The organism is Streptomyces sp. NRRL F-5650 (genome assembly GCF_000721365.1).
GTDB lineage: Bacteria > Actinomycetota > Actinomycetes > Streptomycetales > Streptomycetaceae > Streptomyces > Streptomyces ardesiacus.
On the sequence record NZ_JOGV01000011.1, the window covers coordinates 193,920 to 213,244 of the forward strand.

A 19,325-nucleotide genomic window follows, 5' to 3' on the forward strand; every position below is an offset into this window, starting at 1 on the left:
CTCCCGTCCGGGGGGCCGCGTCCGTAAAGTGGTGACGTGCCAAGGATTCGAGCGGCCTCCGTGGCCGAGCACCGGTCGATGCAGCGTGCCGCCCTGCTGGACGCGGCACGCTCGCTGCTGTCCGACGGCGGAACGGAGGCCCTGACCTTCCCCGCCCTCGCCGAACGGACCGGCCTTGCCCGGTCGTCCGTCTACGAGTACTTCCGGTCCCGGGCGGCCGTGGTCGAGGAGCTGTGCGCCGTCGACTTCCCCGTCTGGGCCGCGGAGGTCGAGGCGGCCATGGAGCGCGAGACGGCTCCCGAGGCCAAGGTCGAGGCGTATGTGCGCACCCAGCTCGACCTGGTCGGGGACCGGCGTCACCGGGCCGTCGTGGCCATTTCCGCGAGTGAACTCGACGCCGGTGCGCGGGAGAAGATCCGGGCCGCGCACGGTGGTCTGGTCGCGATGATCGTCGAGGCGCTCGGCGAGCTGGGGCACGACCAGCCCCGGCTGGCGGCGATGCTCGTCCAGGGCGTCGTGGACGCGGCCGTCCGGCGGATCGAGCTGGGCGCGGCGGAGGAACCGGCGGCGATCACGGAAGCGGCGGTCTCCATGGCGCTGCGGGGCGTGCGGGGCTGACGCCCGTACGGCCGGGCGGCGGCACCCCGAGGACCGGCAGCAGCCTCGACGGCCCCCCGTTCAGCAGCCACGGCGGGAGCAGGGACAGCGGGTTCAGATAGACCTCGCCCCGCAGCAGGCCCCAGTGCAGGCAGCCCGAGCAGTGCGAGTCCGGCGGCCGCACCGTGCCGAGCACCTCGCCGGCCGTGACCTCGTCGCCCTTCTCCACCGCGGGCTCGACGGGCGCGTATGTCGTCCGCAGGGGTGGCTCGCCCGTCCCCGCCAGCTCCAGCGAGACCACACCCCGGCCCGCGACCGGCCCCGCGAAGGACACCCGCCCGGCGGCCACCGCCCGCACCGGTGTCCCGCCCGCCGCGGCGAGATCCACCCCGCGGTGGCCCGGCCCGTACGGGGACGCCGGGGGTTCCCAGCCCCGCAGAACAGCGGGCCGGACACCGACCGGCCAATAGCGGGCCAGGGCCGGTACGGCCGGGTCCGGCACCTTCCGCGCCACCTCGCCCGCCGCTGCCGTCGCCGCAGCCGTCGTCGCGGCCCCCGCCGGCGCCGGGCGCGGCGGCCCCGACGTCAGGACGGTCAGGACGGCCAGGACGGTCAATACGGCCGGCAACAGCATCGGCCGGGCACACGCGCTCACCCATCGCCTCGTTCGCATGCGAGCACCGTCCCGCACCAGGCCCGATCCGCGCCGGGCCCTGTGGACCGCGCCCCGGTTGTGGACAGCCGCGTCACCCGGTACCCCGCGGGTCCCGTACACTTCTGGTGGCGATCCGGGTCACCGGGTCGACTTCGCACGCCCCGACACGAGGCCCGCACAGGTCCGTGTCAGCGCCCCTCGGTCCCTAGTGGCAGGCGCATCCGGGCGTCAGGCGCGGGAGCCGTCCGGCTCGCGCGGCACAACCGAGAAACTCGAGGAGATACGGCCATGGCCGTCGTCACGATGCGGGAGCTGCTGGAAAGCGGCGTCCACTTCGGTCACCAGACCCGTCGTTGGAACCCGAAGATGAAGCGCTTCATCTTCACGGAGCGCAACGGCATCTACATCATCGACCTGCTCCAGTCGCTGTCGTACATCGACCGCGCCTACGAGTTCGTCAAGGAGACCGTCGCCCACGGCGGCACGGTCATGTTCGTCGGCACGAAGAAGCAGGCGCAGGAGGCCATCGCCGAGCAGGCCACCCGCGTCGGCATGCCCTACGTCAACCAGCGCTGGCTGGGCGGCATGCTCACCAACTTCTCGACCGTCTACAAGCGCCTGCAGCGCCTCAAGGAGCTCGAGCAGATCGACTTCGAGGACGTGGCCGCCTCCGGCCTCACCAAGAAGGAGCTGCTGGTCCTCTCCCGCGAGAAGGCCAAGCTGGAGAAGACCCTCGGCGGTATCCGCGAGATGTCCAAGGTGCCCAGCGCCGTCTGGATCGTGGACACCAAGAAGGAGCACATCGCGGTCGGCGAGGCCCGGAAGCTCAACATCCCGGTCGTCGCCATCCTCGACACCAACTGCGACCCCGACGAGGTCGACTACAAGATCCCGGGCAACGACGACGCGATCCGCTCCGTCACCCTGCTCACCCGCGTGATCGCCGACGCCGTCGCCGAGGGCCTCATCGCCCGTTCCGGTGCCGCCGGTGGTGCCAAGGGCGAGAAGGCCGCCGGCGAGCCGCTCGCCGAGTGGGAGCGCGACCTGCTCGAGGGCGAGAAGGCCGAGAAGAAGGACGACGCCGAGGCCGCCGAGAAGCCCGCCGAGGCCCCGGCCGCCGAGGCCGCCCCGGCCGCCGAGGCGCCCGCCGCCGAGGCTCCGGCCGCGGACGCCGAGCAGGCCTGACCCCTCACCACCTTCGGGTTCTGGACGGCGGGGGCCCACGAAGCCCCCGCCGTCCGGCCCGTAGATCTTCAGACTTCGAGAGAGATTCCGGAATCATGGCGAACTACACCGCCGCCGACGTCAAGAAGCTCCGCGAGCTCACCGGCGCCGGCATGATGGACTGCAAGAAGGCGCTGGACGAGGCCGAGGGCAACGTCGAGAAGGCCGTCGAGGCGCTCCGCATCAAGGGTCAGAAGGGCGTCGCCAAGCGCGAGGGCCGCTCTGCCGAGAACGGCGCCGTCGTCTCGATCATCGCCGACGACAACACCTCGGGTGTCCTCGTCGAGCTGAAGTGCGAGACGGACTTCGTCGCCAAGGGCGAGAAGTTCCAGAACGTCGCCAAGGCCATCGCCGAGCACGTCGCCAAGGCCGCCCCGGCCGACCTCGAGGCCCTGCTCGCCTCCGAGATCGAGGCCGGCAAGACCGTCCAGGCGTACGTCGACGAGGCCAACGCCAACCTCGGCGAGAAGATCGTCCTGGACCGCTTCGCGCAGTTCTCCGGTGGCTACGTGACCGCGTACATGCACCGCACGATGCCCGACCTGCCCCCGCAGATCGGTGTCCTCGTCGAGCTGGACAAGCCCAACGCCGAGATCGCCAAGGGTGTCGCCCAGCACATCGCCGCCTTCGCGCCGAAGTACCTCTCCAAGGAGGACGTCCCGGCCGAGGTCGTCGAGTCGGAGCGCCGTGTCGCCGAGGAGACCACCCGCGCCGAGGGCAAGCCCGAGGCCGCCCTGCCGAAGATCGTCGAGGGTCGCCTCAACGGCTTCTTCAAGGACGCCACCCTGCTCGGCCAGCCCTACGCCCTGGACAACAAGAAGTCCGTCCAGAAGGTGCTGGAAGAGGCCGGTGTCAGCCTGAAGCGCTTCACGCGCATCAAGGTCGGCATCTGAGTCCGTACCGCGACGGACGTACGACCCCGGTAGGGTCGACCGCAGTCGTCGGCGCCGTTCGCGTATGCCGTTGCGTACACGCGCGTGGCGGCGGACGACAGCAGATCTGACGAGGAGGCCATTGCCGCGTATGGGATGCGAAACACGCCCCCACCGGCAGTGGCCTTCTTCGTGTGTGTGACCCACGTAAAAGAGGCGAGATCTCCATGACCACCAAGGCCGAGAAGAGCGACGACGGCAAAGTACGCGGCCGCTTCATGCTGAAGCTGTCCGGAGAGGCCTTCTCCGGCGGTGGGGGCCTGGGCGTCGACCCCGACGTGGTGCACGCCATCGCCCGTGAGATCGCCGCCGTCGTGCGGGACGGCGCGCAGATCGCGGTCGTCATCGGCGGCGGCAACTTCTTCCGCGGCGCCGAGCTGCAGGTGCGCGGCATGGACCGCGCCCGCTCCGACTACATGGGCATGCTCGGCACCGTGATGAACTGCCTGGCCCTCCAGGACTTCCTGGAGAAGGAGGGCGTCGACTGCCGCGTGCAGACCGCCATCACCATGGGCCAGGTCGCCGAGCCCTACATCCCGCTGCGCGCCGTGCGCCACCTGGAGAAGGGCCGCGTGGTCATCTTCGGCGCCGGAATGGGCATGCCGTACTTCTCCACCGACACCACCGCCGCCCAGCGCGCCCTCGAGATCGACGCCGAGGCCCTGCTCATGGGCAAGAACGGTGTGGACGGGGTCTACGACTCCGACCCGAAGACCAACCCGGACGCCGTGAAGTTCGACGCGCTCGGGTACGGCGAGGTCATCACCCGCGACCTGAAGGTCGCCGACGCCACGGCCGTCACCCTCTGCCGTGACAACAGCCTCCCGATCGTGGTCTTCGAGCTGTTGAAGGAGGGCAATATCGCCCGTGCCGTCAAGGGTGAGAAGATCGGCACGCTCGTGGGGGACCAGGGCAGCCGGGACTGACCGGACACCCCCCTCCGCGGACACCACCTGTCCGGGGGACGGAAGGGACGGGACCGGGCCGGGGGATGGACAATGTCCCGCCGGTCGGGAACCGTGCAGGAAGAACGCGACGCAGCCGGCCGCAGCTCCGACAGGGGACCGCAGCCGGGCCTACTCAAGACACGCAGGAGCAAGTGGTGATCGAAGAGACCCTCCTCGAGGCCGAGGAGAAGATGGAGAAGGCCGTCGTGGTCGCCAAGGAGGACTTCGCCGCGATCCGCACCGGCCGTGCGCACCCGGCGATGTTCAACAAGATCGTGGCCGACTACTACGGCGCGCCGACGCCGATCAACCAGTTGGCCTCGTTCTCCGTGCCCGAGCCGCGCATGGCCGTGGTGACCCCCTTCGACAAGAGCGCCCTGCGCAACATCGAGCAGGCGATCCGCGACTCCGACCTGGGCGTCAACCCGAGCAACGACGGCAACATCATCCGGGTGGTGTTCCCCGAGCTGACCGAGGACCGCCGCCGCGAGTACATCAAGGTGGCCAAGGGCAAGGGCGAGGACGCCAAGGTCTCCATCCGCTCCGTGCGCCGCAAGGCCAAGGACGCCATCGACAAGATGGTCAAGGACGGCGAGGTCGGCGAGGACGAGGGCCGCCGTGCGGAGAAGGAGCTCGACGACACCACCGCCAAGTACGTCGCGCAGGTGGACGAGCTCCTGAAGCACAAGGAAGCCGAACTGCTCGAGGTCTGATGAACGACTCTTCCTGGGGAGCGCCGCCACAAGCCGGGTACTGGGGGCCGTCCGACCAGGGACCCGCCCAGGGCGCCGGCCCGGCGGGTCCCGCGTACGATGCGCACTACGCGCAGCAGACTCGCCCCATGCCCATCGTGCCCGACGTACCCGAACACGGCGGAGACCAGGACGACGACCAGGGGACCGCTCGGCTGAGCGGTCCCTTGTTCCGGGACGAGCCGTTCCACGACCAGCCCGGTCGCGACGTGCCGTATCGCGACCAGAACCCGTCGGCGCAGCCGTATGCGGTGGTGCCGCAGAATCCGGAGCCCATGCCCGTCGCCCCGCAGCCGGCGCAGCCGCAGCCGCCGCAGAAGAAGAGCGCGGGGCGCGACCTCGGGGCGGCGATAGGGGTCGGTGTCGGCCTCGGCGTGGTGATCATCGCGTCGCTGTTCTTCGTCAAGGCCGTCTTCGTCGGTGTGATCGCGGTCGCCGTCGTGGTGGGGCTGTGGGAGCTGACCAAGCGGCTGGAGGAGCGCAAGAGCATCAAGGCGCCCCTCGTGCCGCTCGCCGTCGGCGGCGCGGCGATGGTGGTCGCCGGGTACGCGCGCGGCGCCGAGGGTGCGTGGATCGCCATGGCGCTCACCGCGCTGGCGGTCCTGGTCTGGCGGATGACCGAGCCCCCCGAGGGCTACCTCAGGGACGTCACCGCCGGGCTGTTCGCCGCGTTCTACGTGCCGTTCCTGGCCACCTTCGTCGCCATGATGCTGGCGGCGGACGACGGGGCCTGGCGCGTCCTGGTCTTCCTGATACTGACGGTCGTCAGCGACACCGGGGCGTACGCCGTCGGCTGGCGCTTCGGCAAGAAGAAGCTCGCCCCGCGCATCAGCCCGGGCAAGACCCGCGAGGGCCTGCTCGGGGCGGTGGCGTTCGCGATGGCGGCGGGCGCACTGTGCACGCAGTTCCTGATCGACGACGGCACCTGGTGGCAGGGCCTGCTGCTCGGCCTCGCGGTCGCCGTCAGCGCCACGCTGGGCGACCTCGGCGAGTCCATGATCAAGCGCGACCTCGGCATCAAGGACATGGGCACCCTCCTGCCGGGGCACGGCGGCATCATGGACCGGCTGGACTCGCTGCTGCCGACGGCGCCGGTGGTGTGGCTGCTGCTGGTGATCTTCGTCGGGTCGGGTTGACAGCGATCAGGTAGTCTGGGAAGGGCCTGCGGCTTTTGGCCGCGGGCCCTTCCGTGTGTCCCCGCCGAGGCGGGGGTCTTCCAGTGAGGTCTCCTGGCTCCGGCACGGCCCTGCCGTTGTCCCCGCCGACGCGGGGGGTTGCCACAGGCCCGCCGTCCTGAGGAGTTGTCCGACCGTGGCCCGTCCAGCCCCCGGTGAGCTGACCTTCGCCGCACCCCGCGGAGCGAAGCGGCCGCCGCGGCACCTCGCCGATCTCACGCCCGCCGAGCGCAAGGAGGCTGTCGCCGCGATCGGTGAGAAGCCGTTCCGTGCGAAGCAGCTCTCGCAGCACTACTTCGCGCGGTACGCGCACGACCCCGAGCAGTGGACCGACATCCCCGCCGGCTCGCGCGAGGGCTTGCGCGAGGCGCTGCTGCCCGAGCTGATGACGGTCGTGCGGCACCTGTCGACCGACGAGGGGACCACGCGCAAGACGCTGTGGAAGCTGTTCGACGGGACCCTCGTCGAGTCGGTGCTCATGCGCTACCCGGACCGGGTCACGATGTGCATCAGCTCCCAGGCGGGCTGCGGCATGAACTGCCCCTTCTGCGCCACCGGCCAGGCCGGACTCGACCGGAACCTGTCGACCGCCGAGATCGTGCACCAGATCGTGGACGGCATGCGGGCGCTCAGGGACGGCGAGGTCCCGGGAGGTCCCGCCCGGCTCAGCAACATCGTGTTCATGGGCATGGGCGAGCCCCTCGCCAACTACAACCGGGTCGTGGGCGCCGTCCGCCGGCTCACCGATCCCGAGCCCGACGGACTGGGGCTCTCCCAGCGCGGGATCACCGTCTCCACGGTCGGCCTCGTCCCGGCGATCCACCGCTTCGCCGACGAGGGCTTCAAGTGCCGCCTCGCCATCTCCCTGCACGCTCCCGACGACGAGCTGCGCGACACCCTCGTCCCCGTCAACACGCGGTGGAAGGTGCGCGAGGTGCTGGACGCCGGGTTCGAGTACGCGGCGAAGTCCGGGCGGCGGCTGTCCATCGAGTACGCCCTGATCCGCGACATCAACGACCAGGCCTGGCGCGGCGACCGGCTCGGGCGGCTGCTCAAGGGCAGGCCCGTGCACGTCAACCTGATCCCGCTCAACCCCACGCCCGGCTCCAAGTGGACCGCGTCGCGGCCCGAGGACGAGAAGGCGTTCGTGGAGGCGATCGCGGCGCACGGTGTGCCGGTGACGATCCGGGACACCCGTGGCCAGGAGATCGACGGGGCGTGTGGTCAGCTCGCCGCGAGCGAGCGGTAACCTGACCGACGGAAGTACGTCAACGCCGTACAACGTCATTCGCAGTCACATCTTCATATTCCGACAGGGGAGCGCCACAGCGCTGAGAGTGCGGCACCGGCCGCAGACCCTCTGAACCTGGCCCAGGTCATTCTGGGTAGGGAGATCGGTCACCACTCGAGCTGTTGCGCCCTGCCCGGGATCCTCGCCAGGGGTCCCGGGCGGGGCCGCGTCTTCTCCTGGTCACCCAGGAGGAATTCAGTGAGCATCACCAAGAAGGGCATCACCAAGCAGGTCAGTGTCCTGGCCGTCGGGCTCGGCATGGTCGGCACGCTGGCCGCCTGCGGATCGTCGTCCGACGACGGGGGCGGCAGCGGCGCCGGCGGCTCCAAGACGGTGACGCTGGTCAGCCACGACTCGTGGGCCGCCTCCAAGGACGTCATCGCGGCCTTCGAGAAGAAGTCGGGGTACAAGGTCAAGGTCCTGGAGGACGGCGACGCCGGGCAGGCCGTCAACAAGGCGATCCTCACCAAGGACAACCCGCAGGGCGACGTCTTCTTCGGCGTCGACAACACCCTGCTGTCCCGCGCCCTGGACAACGGCCTGTTCCAGCCGTACGAGGCGAAGGGCTCCGACCGGGTCCCGCCCGAGTACCGGGCCGACCGGGACAAGCACCGGGTCACGCCCGTCGACACCGGCGACATCTGCGTCAACTACGACAGGGCCTACTTCGACAAGCACCGGCTCGCACCGCCGAAGTCCTTCGACGACCTGGCCAAGCCCGCCTACAAGGACCTGCTCGTCACCGAGAACGCGGGCAGTTCCTCGCCGGGCCTCGGCTTCCTGCTCGGCACCGCCGCCCGGTACGGGGACGACGGCTGGGAGGGCTACTGGAAGAAGCTCAAGGCGAACGGCGTCAAGGTCGTCGACGGCTGGGAGCAGGCGTACAACGAGGAGTTCTCCGGCTCGGCCGGCGGCAGGAAGGCGGGAGGCGACCGCCCGCTGGTCGTCTCCTACGCCTCCTCCCCGCCCGCCGAGGTCGTCTACGCCGACCCGCAGCCGGACACCGCCCCCACGGGCGTCGCCGACGGGACCTGCTTCCGGCAGGTCGAGTACGCGGGCCTGCTCGCCAACGCCAGGAACCCCGAGGGCGGCAAGGCACTCCTCGACTTCCTGCTGAGCAAGACCTTCCAGGAGGACATGCCGCTGAACATGTTCGTCCACCCGGTGCGGAAGGACGCGCAGGTCCCGGAGGTGTTCACGAAGTTCGGGCCGCAGGCCAAGGACCCGCAGACCCTCGACCCGGCGAAGATCGCCGGCAACCGCGACCAGTGGGTCAAGTCGTGGACCTCGCTCGTACTGAAGTGAGCGACCGGGGCAAGCCGGTGGGGAGCGTGCGCGGGAGCGCGGCGCGGCTCGGTCTGATGGCCGTGCCGGTCGCGTTCTTCGCGGTGTTCTTCGCCTACCCCGTCGCGGCCATCGTCGCGCGCGGCCTGAAGGCCGACGGGGCCTGGCAGGTGGGGCGGTTCGGGGACGTGCTCGCGCAGTCCGACGTGCGGCACGTCCTGTGGTTCACCACCTGGCAGGCACTGGCGTCCACCGCCCTCACGCTGCTGATCGCGCTGCCCGGCGCCTACGTCTTCGCCCGCTTCGACTTCCCCGGCAAACAGGTGCTGCGGGCCGTGGTGACCGTGCCGTTCGTGCTGCCGACGGTCGTCGTCGGGACGGCGTTCCTGGCGCTGGTCGGGCGGGGCGGGCTGCTGGACGAGCTGTGGGGCCTGCGCCTGGACACCACGGTGTGGGCGATCCTGCTCGCGCACGTCTTCTTCAACTACGCCGTCGTCGTGCGCACCGTGGGCGGCCTCTGGGCGCAGCTCGATCCGCGGCAGGAGGAGGCCGCGCGGATGCTCGGCGCCTCCCGGCTGCGGGCCTGGCGGCAGGTGACGCTGCCCGCGCTGGTGCCCGCCGTGGCCGCCGCCGCGCTGATGGTCTTCCTGTTCACCTTCACCTCCTTCGGCGTCGTCCAGATCCTCGGCGGGCCCACCTTCTCCACCCTCGAGGTGGAGATCTACCGCCAGACCTCCCAGGTCTTCGACCTGTCCACGGCCGCCGTGCTGACGCTGGTCCAGTTCGCGGCCGTCGCCGCCGTCCTCGCCGTGCACGCCTGGACGGTACGGCGGCGCGAGACGGCCCTGCGGCTGGTGGACGCGGGCACGACCGCGCGCCGGCCGCGCGGCGCGGGGCAGTGGGCGCTGCTCGCCGGGGTCCTGGGCGTCATCGCGGTCCTGCTGGTGCTGCCGCTCGCGGTGCTGGTGCAGCGGTCGCTGGGCGCCTCCGGCTTCGGCTACTACCGGGCGCTGACCCGCGAGGACGGCGGCGCCTTCCTCGTCCCGCCGATCGAGGCGATCGGCAACTCCCTCCAGTACGCCGTCGCCGCCACCGCCATCGCCGTGGTGATCGGCGGCCTGGCCGCGGCCGCGCTCACCCGGCGCGACGCGGGCCGCTTCGTGCGCGGGTTCGACGCGCTGCTGATGCTGCCCCTCGGGGTGTCGGCCGTGACGGTCGGCTTCGGCTTCCTGATCGCGCTGGACGAACCCCCGCTGGACCTCAGGGCCTCGTGGATCCTGGTGCCGCTCGCGCAGGCGCTGGTGGGCGTCCCCTTCGTCGTACGGACCATGCTGCCGGTGCTGCGGGCGGTGGACGGGCGGCTGCGGGAGGCGGCGGCCGTGCTGGGGGCGTCGCCGTGGCGGGTGTGGCGGGAGGTGGACCTGCCGATGGTGCGGCGGGCGCTCCTGGTGGCGGCCGGGTTCGCCTTCGCGGTCTCGCTCGGCGAGTTCGGCGCGACCGTCTTCATCGCGCGGCCCGACAACCCGACGCTGCCGGTCGCGGTGGCCCGGCTGCTGGGACGGCCCGGGGACATGAACTACGGCCAGGCGATGGCCCTTTCGACGATTCTGATGCTGGTGTGCGCCGTGGCCCTGGTGGTGCTGGAGCGGTTGCGGACCGACCGGAGCGGGGAGTTCTGACATGCCGTCCAGCCTGCTGGGCCTCGAAGGCGCCACGGTCCGCTTCGGCGGGCGGGCCGTGCTCGACGACGTCGACCTGGCGGTCGCCGAGCACGAGGTGGTGTGCGTGCTCGGGCCCAGCGGCAGCGGCAAGTCGACGCTCCTGCGGGCGGTCGCCGGACTCCAGCCGCTGGACGCCGGGCGGGTGACGCTGGAGGGACGTGACCAGGCCGGGGTGCCCGCGCACCGGCGCGAGGTCGGGCTGATGTTCCAGGACCACCAGTTGTTCCCGCAGCGCGACGTGGCCCAGAACATCGCCTTCGGGCCGCGGATGCGCGGCGCGTCCCGGGCCGAACAGCAGGAGCGGGTGCGGGAGTTGCTGGAGCTGGTCGGGCTGCCGGGTGCCGCCCGCCGGTCCGTCGGCGCGCTCTCCGGCGGTGAACAGCAGCGGGTGGCCCTGGCCCGCGCCCTCGCGCCCCGGCCCCGGCTGCTGATGCTCGACGAGCCGCTCGGCCAGCTCGACCGCTCGCTGCGGGAGCGACTGGTGGTGGAACTGCGGGAGCTGTTCGGCCGGTTGGGCACCACGGTGCTGGCCGTGACGCACGACCAGGGCGAGGCCTTCGCGCTCGCCGACCGGGTGGTGGTGATGCGGGACGGCCGGATCGCCCAGTCGGGGACGCCCCTTGAGGTCTGGCGGCGGCCGGCGGACGCTTTCGTGGCCCGTTTCCTCGGTTTCGACAACGTGGCCGAGGCCTCCGTCGCCGGGCAGGCCGCCGACACCCCCTGGGGCAAGGTGCCGGTCCCCGACGACGCCCCCCAGGGCACGCGGACGGTGCTCGTGCGGCCGGCCGGGGTGCGCGTCGTCGGCGCCGACGCGGGCCTGCGCTGCACGGTCGCGGCCCGCACCTTCCGCGGCACGCACGTCGCCGTGCACCTCCAGCCGGAGGGCGCGCCCCGCCTGGAGGCGGCGTGCGCGCTGCGGGACGCGCCGGAGGTCGGCGACGCGGTCGGGGTGGAGTTCGACGCGGCGGAAATCGTGGTGCTCGGGTGATCGTCGGGCTGGTGGGGTGAGCGCACGGCACTCCTCGCGCGCGAGCGGTACTGCGACCCGGTCGCCCACCGGGCGGGCGGACTGAGGGCCCCTGCGCCCGGCCGCCGCCGGACGCACCCGAACTCGAAGTGATCGGCGACCGCGAACTGCTCGAACTGCGACTGGAGACGGCGACGTTCGGCTGACACGACGGTGGCCCGCCCCGGACGGGACGGGCCACCGCGTGGGAACCGGTGTGCGGGCGTCAGCGGTTGCCGTTCGCCCCACGACGGCGCAGGCCGAAGAAGACCGCGCCGCCACCGACGACGACCAGGGCCGCCGCGATGCCGGCGATCATGCCGGTGTTGGAGCCGGCGCCGGTCTCGGCGAGGTTGGACTCACCGGCCGCCGGGGACGGGGCGTTGTCGCCCGGGACGGCCGCCGGGGCGGTGCTCTCCGGCTGCGACGGCGCCGGGGCCGACGTGGACGGCTCGGGGGCCGGGGACTCCGTCTCGTCGGACGGCGTGGAGGAGCTCTCCGACGGGGTCGGCGTCGGGGACGGGGTGTCCTCCGTCTTGCACGGGGTCGACGGGGTCGTGACGTCCGGCTTGATGTACTCGTCGACGTACCGGTCGGCCTTGACGTGGACGCGGTACTCCGTGTTCGGCTGCCAGTCCACGGCGAAGTTGACGGTGGTGCCCTCCTTGGAGCCCTTGACCGTCTCCTGGCCGACCTGCTCGCCGGTGCTCTTCAGCGTGACGGTGACGGTGGCCGGGATGCCGGCGGGGTCCACGTCGGTGACGGAGATGACACCGTTGTCGCCGTCGCACTCGGCCTTGGCGGAGAACTCGTTGATGTTGCAGGCGAGGGCGGAGCCGGAGGCGCTGAGCGCGAGGGCCGCGGAGGCGGCGACGACGCCGAGGGCGCGGACGCCCCGACGGGATGCCGTACGGCTGATTATGGACAGGACTGCCACGTTTGTCCTTTACGGGAGCGCGGATGCGGGGGGTGGTGGGGTGCCGACGCCCGATGGCGCGGCATCAGCACACCCATGAGCCTCACTGGTCTATAAGCGCGGCGTAAGAAGTGTCAACGCACATGCCGGACAAGGCCGTTGACTTTGCCGTCTTATTAAGCGCCGAGACGTTTCAGCGTCGCAGGAGCCCCATGGATCCGGCCAACAGGCCCGATTCCGGACTCCCGTGTCCGCCCCTGCGCGATCCGTGCCCGCGGCTCGGCTCAGCCCTGGGCCGCCGCCGGGTCCATCCACACGACCTCGAAGGTGTGGCCGTCGGGGTCGTCGAAGGCCCGGCCGTACATGAAGCCGAGGTCCTGGGTCTCGCCGGAGACCGAGCCGCCGGCCGCGACCGCCTTGTCCACCAGCTCGTCGACCTTCTCGCGGCTCTCCGCGCTCAGCGCGATCAGCACCTCGCTGGACTTGGTCGAGTCCGCGATCTCCTTCTTGGTGAACTGGAGGTACTTCTGCGGCGTGTGCACCATCACGACGATGGCGTCGCTCACCGGGAACGACACGGTGCTGTCGTCGCTGAACCGGGCGTTGGGCTCCCAGCCCAGTCCGGTGAAGAACTTCCTGGCGGTGTCGAGGTCGTTGGTGGCCAGGTTCACGAAGATCATCTGCTGGTACATGGGGGCTGCTCCCGTTGGCTGTGCCGCTGTGCCGCTGTGGGCGTGCGGTGCGTGTGCGTCGTGCGGTGCGTGTGCGTCGTGCGGTGCGTGTGTCGCGCCGTTCGAAGAGGTAGACGGGAGGCGGCCCCGGAACTCATCGCGAGTCCGGGGCCTTTTTCGAACGGTCCTGTGCGGCTCAGTGCTCCAGCGGCAGCGCGGCCAGCACCGCGACCACCAGGGTCAGCGGACCGAACAGGGCGAGCAGGGCGGCGGCGCGTACGGCGGCGGCGCCGCGCAGGGTCGCGGGGGGCGCGCCCAGGCGCAGCAGCGCGTCCGTGGTGCCGGCGCGGGCGTGCTTGGCGGCGACGGCCGCGGTCAGGAGGGTGGCCACGGTGCAGCCGACGACCAGGAGTGCGCCCAGGGTGGCCAGCGGGCCGAAGGCCGGTCCGTCGCCGTCGTACACCGTGGCGGTCACGTAGGCCGCGGCGGCGACGGCGGCGACGACACCGAGGGGGCGGCCGATGCGGTGGGACTCCTCCATGAGGACGCGGCCGGCCAGCAGCCGCAGGGCGCCGGGGCGCACGGCCTGGAGCAGCCGGCCGCACAGGTGGGTGAGGCCCGGTCCGGCCAGGGCGAGGCCCAGCGCGGTCAGGGCCCAGCCGATCAGGACGCCGGCGGAGGGGGCGGTGCCGGGGGTGGGGGCGGCGGACGCGTTGCCGGTGTAGGTCTCGACGGTGAGGCCCGCGGCGAGGACGGCGATGCCCCAGGGGAGGGCGGTGGTGTTCTGGGGGCGGGGGGTCGGCTCGGGCCGTGCGTCGGGGGAGGCGTCCGGTGTCTGCGGGGTGGAGTCCGCCGGGGCCGGGACCGGGGGAGCGGCGTCCAGCGTCTGTGTGGTGCCGTCCGCCGACGGCGAGGGGTGGGGGTCACTCGCCCGCGTGTGCAGGGCGTCGCCATCGGTCACCCTCCCCCACTCCTGGCTTCGCTCGAGCGGGGGGACCCCCGTCGCCCCGGCGGCACGGCCGCCCGCAGCACCGGCGACAGCACGGCTGTCCGCGGACACCGCGGCGGTGCGGGCGCCGAAGCGGCCGTAGGCGCCGAAGGTTTCGCGGGCCCTGCCCCAGCCGTAGGCGCCGAAGCGGCCGTAGCCGCGGGGTGCGGCGGCCTTGGCGGGCCGGGGATCGCGGGGCCGCAGGGCGTGGGCCACGGCCGCCGAGGCGAGGGCCGGTACGAGGACCAGCAGCGTCAGGACGGCCGGGGCGGGGAGGGACTGGCCGACGGCCAGGGCGTCGGCCGCGACGCGGTCGGAGGGCGGGCGGCCGGTCAGGCTGCCGCGCAGGTACAGGAAGGCGAGCAGGGCCGCGACGGAGCCGAGGGACGCGGTCAGAGCCGTCGTCGTCGCCGACACGGCCATCAGCCGGCCCGGACCGAGGCCGATCGCCGACAGTCCCGAGCGGGGCCGGGTGCCGGGATCGGTGCGGGCCACGGCGACCGCGAGCTGCGCCGCGGCGGCCAGCGGTGCCGCGCACCAGGCCAGGCGGAGCGCGGCGGCGCCGGGGGTGTCCGGGTGGCTCAGCGCGTGGCCGAGGGCGCACAGCAGCAGGAAGCCCGTGCCCGCCGAGGCCAGCGCGACCAGCAGGCGGCGCAGGTGGACGGCGAGGTGGGCGGTGCGGGTCAGGCGGAGAGCGAGCACGCCGCCCGGCCTTCCGTTCCGGGAGTCCCGGTGGCACCGTCGGCCACCGCGGTCTCGGCGAGCGGGGGCAGGTGCACGGTCCGCACCCGGCGTCCGTCGAGCAACGCGACCGCTCGGTCCGCCAGGGCGGCGGTCTGCGCGTCGTGCGTGGCGAGCAGGACGGTGATGCCGTGCGAGCGGGCCGCGGTGGTGAGCGTCCGCAGCACCTGGGCGCGGTCGGCGCGGTGCAGGGGGGCGGTCGGCTCGTCGGCGAAGAGGACCGCCGGGGCGACGGCGAGGGCGCGGGCGATGCAGACGCGCTGCCGTTCGGCCTGCCGGAGTTCGTGCGGGCGCCTGCGTGCCTTGTCGCCGACGTCGAGGCGGTCCAGCCACTCCAGGGCGGTGGTCTTGGCCCGGCGCCGGCCCGTGCCGCGCAGCATCAGCGGGAGCGCGGCGTTCTCCCAGGCGTTCAGCTCCGGGACGAGTGCCGGTGCGGGATCGATCCAGCCGAAGCGGTCGCGGCGCAGGCGTTCGCGGCCGAGCGGGCCCATGGTGTGCACCGGCACGCTGTTGAACCACACCTCGCCGCCCTGCGGCTTGACCAGGCCGGACAGACACCGCAGCAGCGTGGTCTTGCCGCTGCCGCGCGGTCCGCTCACGGCGAGGATCTCGCCCTCGCGCACGCCGAGCGACACGCCCTGCAGCGCGGGGGAGCCGTCGTGGTGCTGGAAGTGCAGGGCGCGGGCCCAGAGCACGTCGTTGTCCGGCGGAGCCTCCATGGGCGTACACCTCGGTTCTGATCCGTATTTCCCCGGTCGGGTCGTCCCCCTTCCGGGGGAACGAAGACGGGGCCGATCGGTCACTGGGCACGCTAGGCAGTCCCCGCGCGGGGGCCGGACAGCACGAGGCCCCGGGCCGCCGTGTCTCACTCGAACGGGCGGCGCCGGGGCCGGAGATGATCCTCTCAAGGAACGATCAGAGGATGATCAGAGCTTCGTCCACGCCTCCGTGAGCGTGGCGCGCAGGATCTGCTCGATCTCGTCGAAGGTCTCCTGACTGGAGATCAGCGGCGGGGCGAGCTGGATGACCGGGTCGCCGCGGTCGTCGGCACGGCAGTACAGGCCGTTGTCGAACAGCTTCTTCGACAGGAAGCCGTACAGGACCCGCTCGGTCTCCTCCTCGTCGAAGGACTCCTTGGTGGTCTTGTCCTTGACCAGTTCGATGCCGTAGAAGAAGCCGTTGCCGCGGACGTCGCCGACGATCGGCAGGTCGTGCAGCTTCTCCAGGGTGGCGCGGAAGGCGCCCTCGTTGTCCAGCACGTGCTGGTTGAGGCCCTCGCGCTCGAACAGGTCGAGGTTGGCGACGCCGACCGCCGCGGAGACCGGGTGGCCGCCGAACGTGTAGCCGTGCAGGAAGGTGTTGTCGCCCTGGTAGAACGGCTCGGCCAGGCGGTCGGAGACGATGCAGGCGCCGATCGGGGAGTAGCCCGAGGTCATGCCCTTGGCGCAGGTGATCATGTCCGGGACGTAGCCGAACTTGTCGCAGGCGAAGGTCGTGCCCAGGCGGCCGAAGGCACAGATGACCTCGTCGGAGACGAGCAGCACGTCGTACCGGTCGCAGATCTCGCGGACCCGCTGGAAGTAGCCGGGCGGGGGCGGGAAGCAGCCGCCCGCGTTCTGCACGGGCTCCAGGAAGACCGCCGCGACCGTGTCCGGGCCCTCGAAGAGGATCTGCTGCTCGATCTGGTCGGCGGCCCACCGGCCGAAGGCCTCGGGGTCGTCGCCGAAGAGCGGGGCGCGGTAGATGTTGGTGTTCGGCACCTTGTGCGCGCCGGGCACCAGCGGCTCGAAGGGGGCCTTGAGTCCCGGCAGGCCGGTGATGGACAGGGCGCCCTGCGGAGTGCCGTGGTAGGCCACCGCGCGGGAGATCACCTTGTACTTGGTGGGCTTGCCGGTCAGTTTGAAGTACTGCTTCGCGAGCTTCCACGCGGTCTCGACCGCCTCGCCGCCGCCCGTGGTGAAGAAGACCTTGTTGAGGTCGCCGGGGGCCTCGTGGGCCAGGCGCTCGGCCAGCTCGACGGCCTTGGGGTGGGCGTAGGACCAGACGGGGAAGAAGGCCAGTTCCCGCGCCTGCTTCGCGGCGGTCTCCGCCAGCTCCTGGCGGCCGTGTCCGGCCTGGACCACGAACAGGCCGGCGAGTCCGTCGAGGTAGCGCCTGCCCTTGTCGTCGTAGATGTGGGTGCCCTCACCGCGGACGATGGTGGGGACGGGGGCGTTCTCGTACGACGACATGCGGGTGAAGTGCATCCACAGGTGGTCGTAGGCGGTGCGGCTGAGGTCCTTGGGGCTTTCGGTGCTCACGATTTATCGGGTTCCCCACATGTAGGTCTGCTTCTTGAGCTTGAGATAGACGAAGCTCTCGGTGGAGCGCACCCCGGGGACGGCCCGGATGCGTCGGTTGATGACCTCCAGGAGGTGGTCGTCGTCCTCGCAGACGACCTCCACCATCAGGTCGAAGGAGCCCGCGGTCATCACCACGTACTCGCACTCGGACATGGCGGCCAGCGCCTCGGCCACGGACTCCACGTCGCCCTCGACGTTGACGCCGACCATCGCCTGGCGCCGGAAGCCCACCGTGAGCGGGTCCGTGACGGCGACGATCTGCATCACGCCCTGGTCGAGCAGCTTCTGGACGCGCTGGCGCACGGCCGCCTCCGAGAGGCCCACGGCCTTGCCGATGGCGGCGTAGGGGCGGCGGCCGTCCTCCTGGAGCTGCTCGATGATGGCGAGGGAGACGGCGTCCAACTGGGGACCGCCGTTCCGGGACTCGCGGGTGTCCTTCTGGTCTGCGCTTCGACTGGCCACGGCTTCACTGTGCACGACGTATCGACAGTTTCGCAAGGCCGTAGCGATGAAATTCGTTGTTTGAGTAGCTTGAAGCTGCGGATATCGCAACCGTGAGGGGAGCGGGGGTGTTGAAAACGTCGGCGCTCCGTCTAGGGTGGGTGTCTCAGTTACTGGACACCCGAACTTGGAGGGCCGGCAGTGAGCACCGAGCTGCGTCGTCTGCGCAACTACATCGACGGTGAGTTCCGGGACGCCGCCGACGGACGGACCACGGAAGTGGTCAACCCCGCCACGGGCGAGGCCTACGCGACCGCCCCCCTGTCCGGGCAGGCCGACGTGGACGCGGCCATGGCGGCCGCCGCCGCGGCCTTCCCGGCGTGGCGGGACACGACCCCGGCCGAGCGGCAGAAGGCCCTGCTGAAGATCGCGGACGCGTTCGAGGAGCGGGCCGAGGAGCTGATCGCGGCCGAGGTGGAGAACACGGGCAAGCCGATCGGGCTGACCCGCTCCGAGGAGATCCCGCCGATGGTCGACCAGATCCGCTTCTTCGCGGGTGCGGCGCGGATGCTCGAAGGCCGCGGCGCCGGTGAGTACATGGAGGGGCTGACCTCCTTCGTGCGCCGCGAGCCCATCGGTGTCTGCGCGCAGGTCGCGCCGTGGAACTACCCGATGATGATGGCCGTGTGGAAGTTCGCCCCGGCGCTCGCCGCGGGCAACACCGTGGTCCTCAAGCCCTCGGACACCACCCCCGCCTCCACCGTCCTGATGGCCGACATCATCGGCTCCGTCGTGCCCAGGGGCGTCTTCAACGTCGTCTGCGGCGACCGCGACACCGGCCGCCTCATGGTCGAGCACGAAACCCCGGCGATGGCCTCCATCACCGGCTCCGTGCGGGCCGGCATGTCGGTCGCCGAGTCGGCCTCCAAGGACCTCAAGCGCGTCCACCTGGAGCTGGGCGGCAAGGCCCCGGTCGTCGTCTTCGAGGACACCGACATCCCCAAGGCCGTCGAGGGCATCTCGGAGGCGGGCTACTTCAACGCCGGCCAGGACTGTACGGCGGCCACCCGCGTGCTGGTCCACGAGTCGGTCCACGACGAGTTCGTGAGCGCGCTCGCCAAGGCCGCGTCCGAGATCAAGACCGGGCAGCCGGACGACGAGGACGTGCTGTACGGCCCGCTCAACAACCCCAACCAGCTCAAGCAGGTCTCCGGGTTCATCGAGCGCCTGCCCGCGCACGCCAAGGTCGAGGCGGGCGGCCACCGGGTGGGCGACAAGGGGTACTTCTACGCCCCGACCGTCGTCTCGGGCCTCAAGCAGGACGACGAGATCATCCAGCAGGAGGTCTTCGGCCCCGTCATCACCGTGCAGTCCTTCCGCGACGAGGACCAGGCCGTCGAGTGGGCCAACGGCGTGGAGTACGCGCTGGCCTCCTCGGTGTGGACCAAGGACCACGGCCGCGCGATGCGGATGTCCAAGAAGCTGGACTTCGGCTGCGTGTGGATCAACACCCACATCCCGCTGGTCGCCGAGATGCCGCACGGCGGCTTCAAGAAGTCCGGCTACGGCAAGGACCTGTCGGCGTACGGCTTCGACGACTACACCCGGATCAAGCACGTGATGACGTCGCTGGACGCCTGAT

At 71.6% G+C, this 19,325-nt stretch carries 18 protein-coding genes and 1 riboswitch; of the genes, 11 read left to right on the top strand and 7 right to left on the bottom strand.

Features of this window, described 5'->3' with window-relative positions:
* Positions 1-60 precede the first annotated feature (60 nt).
* Positions 61-618 (top strand): TetR/AcrR family transcriptional regulator, encoded by a 558-nt coding sequence (locus tag IG88_RS0113625; RefSeq protein WP_031039583.1) that lies wholly within the window; start codon positions 61-63, stop codon positions 616-618.
* On the opposite strand, the gene IG88_RS0113630 is transcribed toward IG88_RS0113625, so the two are convergent.
* On the bottom strand, positions 572-1,270 hold the full coding sequence (locus tag IG88_RS0113630; protein ID WP_078861490.1) for a murein hydrolase activator EnvC family protein: 699 nt from the start codon (positions 1,268-1,270) through the stop codon (positions 572-574). The genes IG88_RS0113625 and IG88_RS0113630 overlap by 47 nt on opposite strands.
* Before the next feature lie 270 nt (positions 1,271-1,540).
* Between IG88_RS0113630 and rpsB the strand changes: the two genes are divergently transcribed.
* From rpsB to IG88_RS0113680, 9 genes are all read left to right on the top strand, one after another.
* Positions 1,541-2,437, top strand: coding sequence for a 30S ribosomal protein S2 (gene rpsB / locus IG88_RS0113635; RefSeq protein WP_031039588.1), 897 nt, complete (start codon positions 1,541-1,543; stop codon positions 2,435-2,437).
* A gap of 95 nt (positions 2,438-2,532) precedes the next feature.
* Positions 2,533-3,369 (top strand): translation elongation factor Ts, encoded by an 837-nt coding sequence (gene tsf, locus IG88_RS0113640; RefSeq protein WP_030402293.1) that lies wholly within the window; start codon positions 2,533-2,535, stop codon positions 3,367-3,369.
* Between the two features lie 206 nt (positions 3,370-3,575).
* The gene (gene pyrH, locus IG88_RS0113645; protein ID WP_031039590.1) at positions 3,576-4,334 is read left to right on the top strand and encodes a UMP kinase; all 759 of its coding nucleotides are present in this window, start codon (positions 3,576-3,578) and stop codon (positions 4,332-4,334) included.
* Between the two features lie 176 nt (positions 4,335-4,510).
* Positions 4,511-5,068, top strand: coding sequence for a ribosome recycling factor (frr, locus tag IG88_RS0113650; RefSeq protein ID WP_030402292.1), 558 nt, complete (start codon positions 4,511-4,513; stop codon positions 5,066-5,068).
* Positions 5,068-6,243, top strand: coding sequence for a phosphatidate cytidylyltransferase (locus tag IG88_RS0113655; RefSeq protein WP_037835864.1), 1,176 nt, complete (start codon positions 5,068-5,070; stop codon positions 6,241-6,243). The genes frr and IG88_RS0113655 overlap by 1 nt, the downstream gene beginning before the upstream one ends.
* Positions 6,244-6,418: 175 nt before the next feature.
* Positions 6,419-7,531 (top strand): 23S rRNA (adenine(2503)-C(2))-methyltransferase RlmN, encoded by a 1,113-nt coding sequence (gene rlmN / locus IG88_RS0113660; RefSeq protein ID WP_031039594.1) that lies wholly within the window; start codon positions 6,419-6,421, stop codon positions 7,529-7,531.
* 55 nt (positions 7,532-7,586) lie between these two features.
* Positions 7,587-7,692: riboswitch (TPP riboswitch) on the top strand.
* Between the two features lie 139 nt (positions 7,693-7,831).
* A complete protein-coding gene (locus tag IG88_RS0113670; protein ID WP_051851896.1) occupies positions 7,832-8,878 on the top strand; it encodes a thiamine ABC transporter substrate-binding protein in 1,047 nt (348 codons plus the stop codon).
* Entirely contained in the window at positions 8,854-10,536 is a 1,683-nt protein-coding gene (locus tag IG88_RS0113675; RefSeq protein ID WP_031039598.1) for an ABC transporter permease, read from the top strand. Before IG88_RS0113670 ends, IG88_RS0113675 begins: the two co-directional genes overlap by 25 nt.
* A 1-nt stretch (position 10,537) precedes the next feature.
* Positions 10,538-11,566: an ABC transporter ATP-binding protein gene (locus IG88_RS0113680; RefSeq protein WP_031039601.1), complete on the top strand. Its 1,029-nt coding sequence runs from the start codon at positions 10,538-10,540 to the stop codon at positions 11,564-11,566.
* A 244-nt stretch (positions 11,567-11,810) separates the two neighbouring features.
* On the opposite strand, the gene IG88_RS0113685 is transcribed toward IG88_RS0113680, so the two are convergent.
* From IG88_RS0113685 to IG88_RS0113710, 6 genes are all read right to left on the bottom strand, one after another.
* The gene (locus IG88_RS0113685; RefSeq protein ID WP_031039603.1) at positions 11,811-12,521 is read right to left on the bottom strand and encodes an LAETG motif-containing sortase-dependent surface protein; all 711 of its coding nucleotides are present in this window, start codon (positions 12,519-12,521) and stop codon (positions 11,811-11,813) included.
* A 263-nt stretch (positions 12,522-12,784) separates the two neighbouring features.
* Positions 12,785-13,192 carry a VOC family protein gene (locus IG88_RS0113690; protein ID WP_031039605.1) on the bottom strand — a complete coding sequence of 136 codons (408 nt, stop codon included), beginning with the start codon at positions 13,190-13,192 and terminating at the stop codon, positions 12,785-12,787.
* Between the two features lie 175 nt (positions 13,193-13,367).
* Positions 13,368-14,861: a hypothetical protein gene (locus IG88_RS0113695; protein WP_031039607.1), complete on the bottom strand. Its 1,494-nt coding sequence runs from the start codon at positions 14,859-14,861 to the stop codon at positions 13,368-13,370.
* Positions 14,843-15,619 carry an ABC transporter ATP-binding protein gene (locus IG88_RS0113700; protein ID WP_031039609.1) on the bottom strand — a complete coding sequence of 259 codons (777 nt, stop codon included), beginning with the start codon at positions 15,617-15,619 and terminating at the stop codon, positions 14,843-14,845. Before IG88_RS0113700 ends, IG88_RS0113695 begins: the two co-directional genes overlap by 19 nt.
* A gap of 207 nt (positions 15,620-15,826) precedes the next feature.
* Positions 15,827-17,200 (bottom strand): aspartate aminotransferase family protein, encoded by a 1,374-nt coding sequence (locus IG88_RS0113705; protein WP_031039611.1) that lies wholly within the window; start codon positions 17,198-17,200, stop codon positions 15,827-15,829.
* Between the two features lie 3 nt (positions 17,201-17,203).
* Positions 17,204-17,719, bottom strand: coding sequence for an Lrp/AsnC family transcriptional regulator (locus IG88_RS0113710; protein ID WP_030402280.1), 516 nt, complete (start codon positions 17,717-17,719; stop codon positions 17,204-17,206).
* Between the two features lie 165 nt (positions 17,720-17,884).
* Here IG88_RS0113710 and IG88_RS0113715 point away from each other — a divergent pair, with 165 nt between their 5' ends.
* Entirely contained in the window at positions 17,885-19,324 is a 1,440-nt protein-coding gene (locus IG88_RS0113715) for a gamma-aminobutyraldehyde dehydrogenase (protein WP_031039613.1), read from the top strand.
* Position 19,325 lies beyond the last annotated feature (1 nt).

What these genes read in the sequence shown, in the direction of transcription:
- IG88_RS0113630 (WP_078861490.1), bottom strand. Translation starts at nt 1,270, where the DNA reads ATGCGAACGAGGCGATGGGTGAGCGCGTGTGCCCGGCCGATGCTGTTG.
- rpsB (WP_031039588.1), top strand. Translation starts at nt 1,541, where the DNA reads ATGGCCGTCGTCACGATGCGGGAGCTGCTGGAAAGCGGCGTCCACTTC.
- tsf (WP_030402293.1), top strand. Translation starts at nt 2,533, where the DNA reads ATGGCGAACTACACCGCCGCCGACGTCAAGAAGCTCCGCGAGCTCACC.
- pyrH (WP_031039590.1), top strand. Translation starts at nt 3,576, where the DNA reads ATGACCACCAAGGCCGAGAAGAGCGACGACGGCAAAGTACGCGGCCGC.
- IG88_RS0113655 (WP_037835864.1), top strand. Translation starts at nt 5,068, where the DNA reads ATGAACGACTCTTCCTGGGGAGCGCCGCCACAAGCCGGGTACTGGGGG.
- IG88_RS0113670 (WP_051851896.1), top strand. Translation starts at nt 7,832, where the DNA reads ATGGTCGGCACGCTGGCCGCCTGCGGATCGTCGTCCGACGACGGGGGC.
- IG88_RS0113680 (WP_031039601.1), top strand. Translation starts at nt 10,538, where the DNA reads ATGCCGTCCAGCCTGCTGGGCCTCGAAGGCGCCACGGTCCGCTTCGGC.
- IG88_RS0113690 (WP_031039605.1), bottom strand. Translation starts at nt 13,192, where the DNA reads ATGTACCAGCAGATGATCTTCGTGAACCTGGCCACCAACGACCTCGAC.
- IG88_RS0113700 (WP_031039609.1), bottom strand. Translation starts at nt 15,619, where the DNA reads ATGGAGGCTCCGCCGGACAACGACGTGCTCTGGGCCCGCGCCCTGCAC.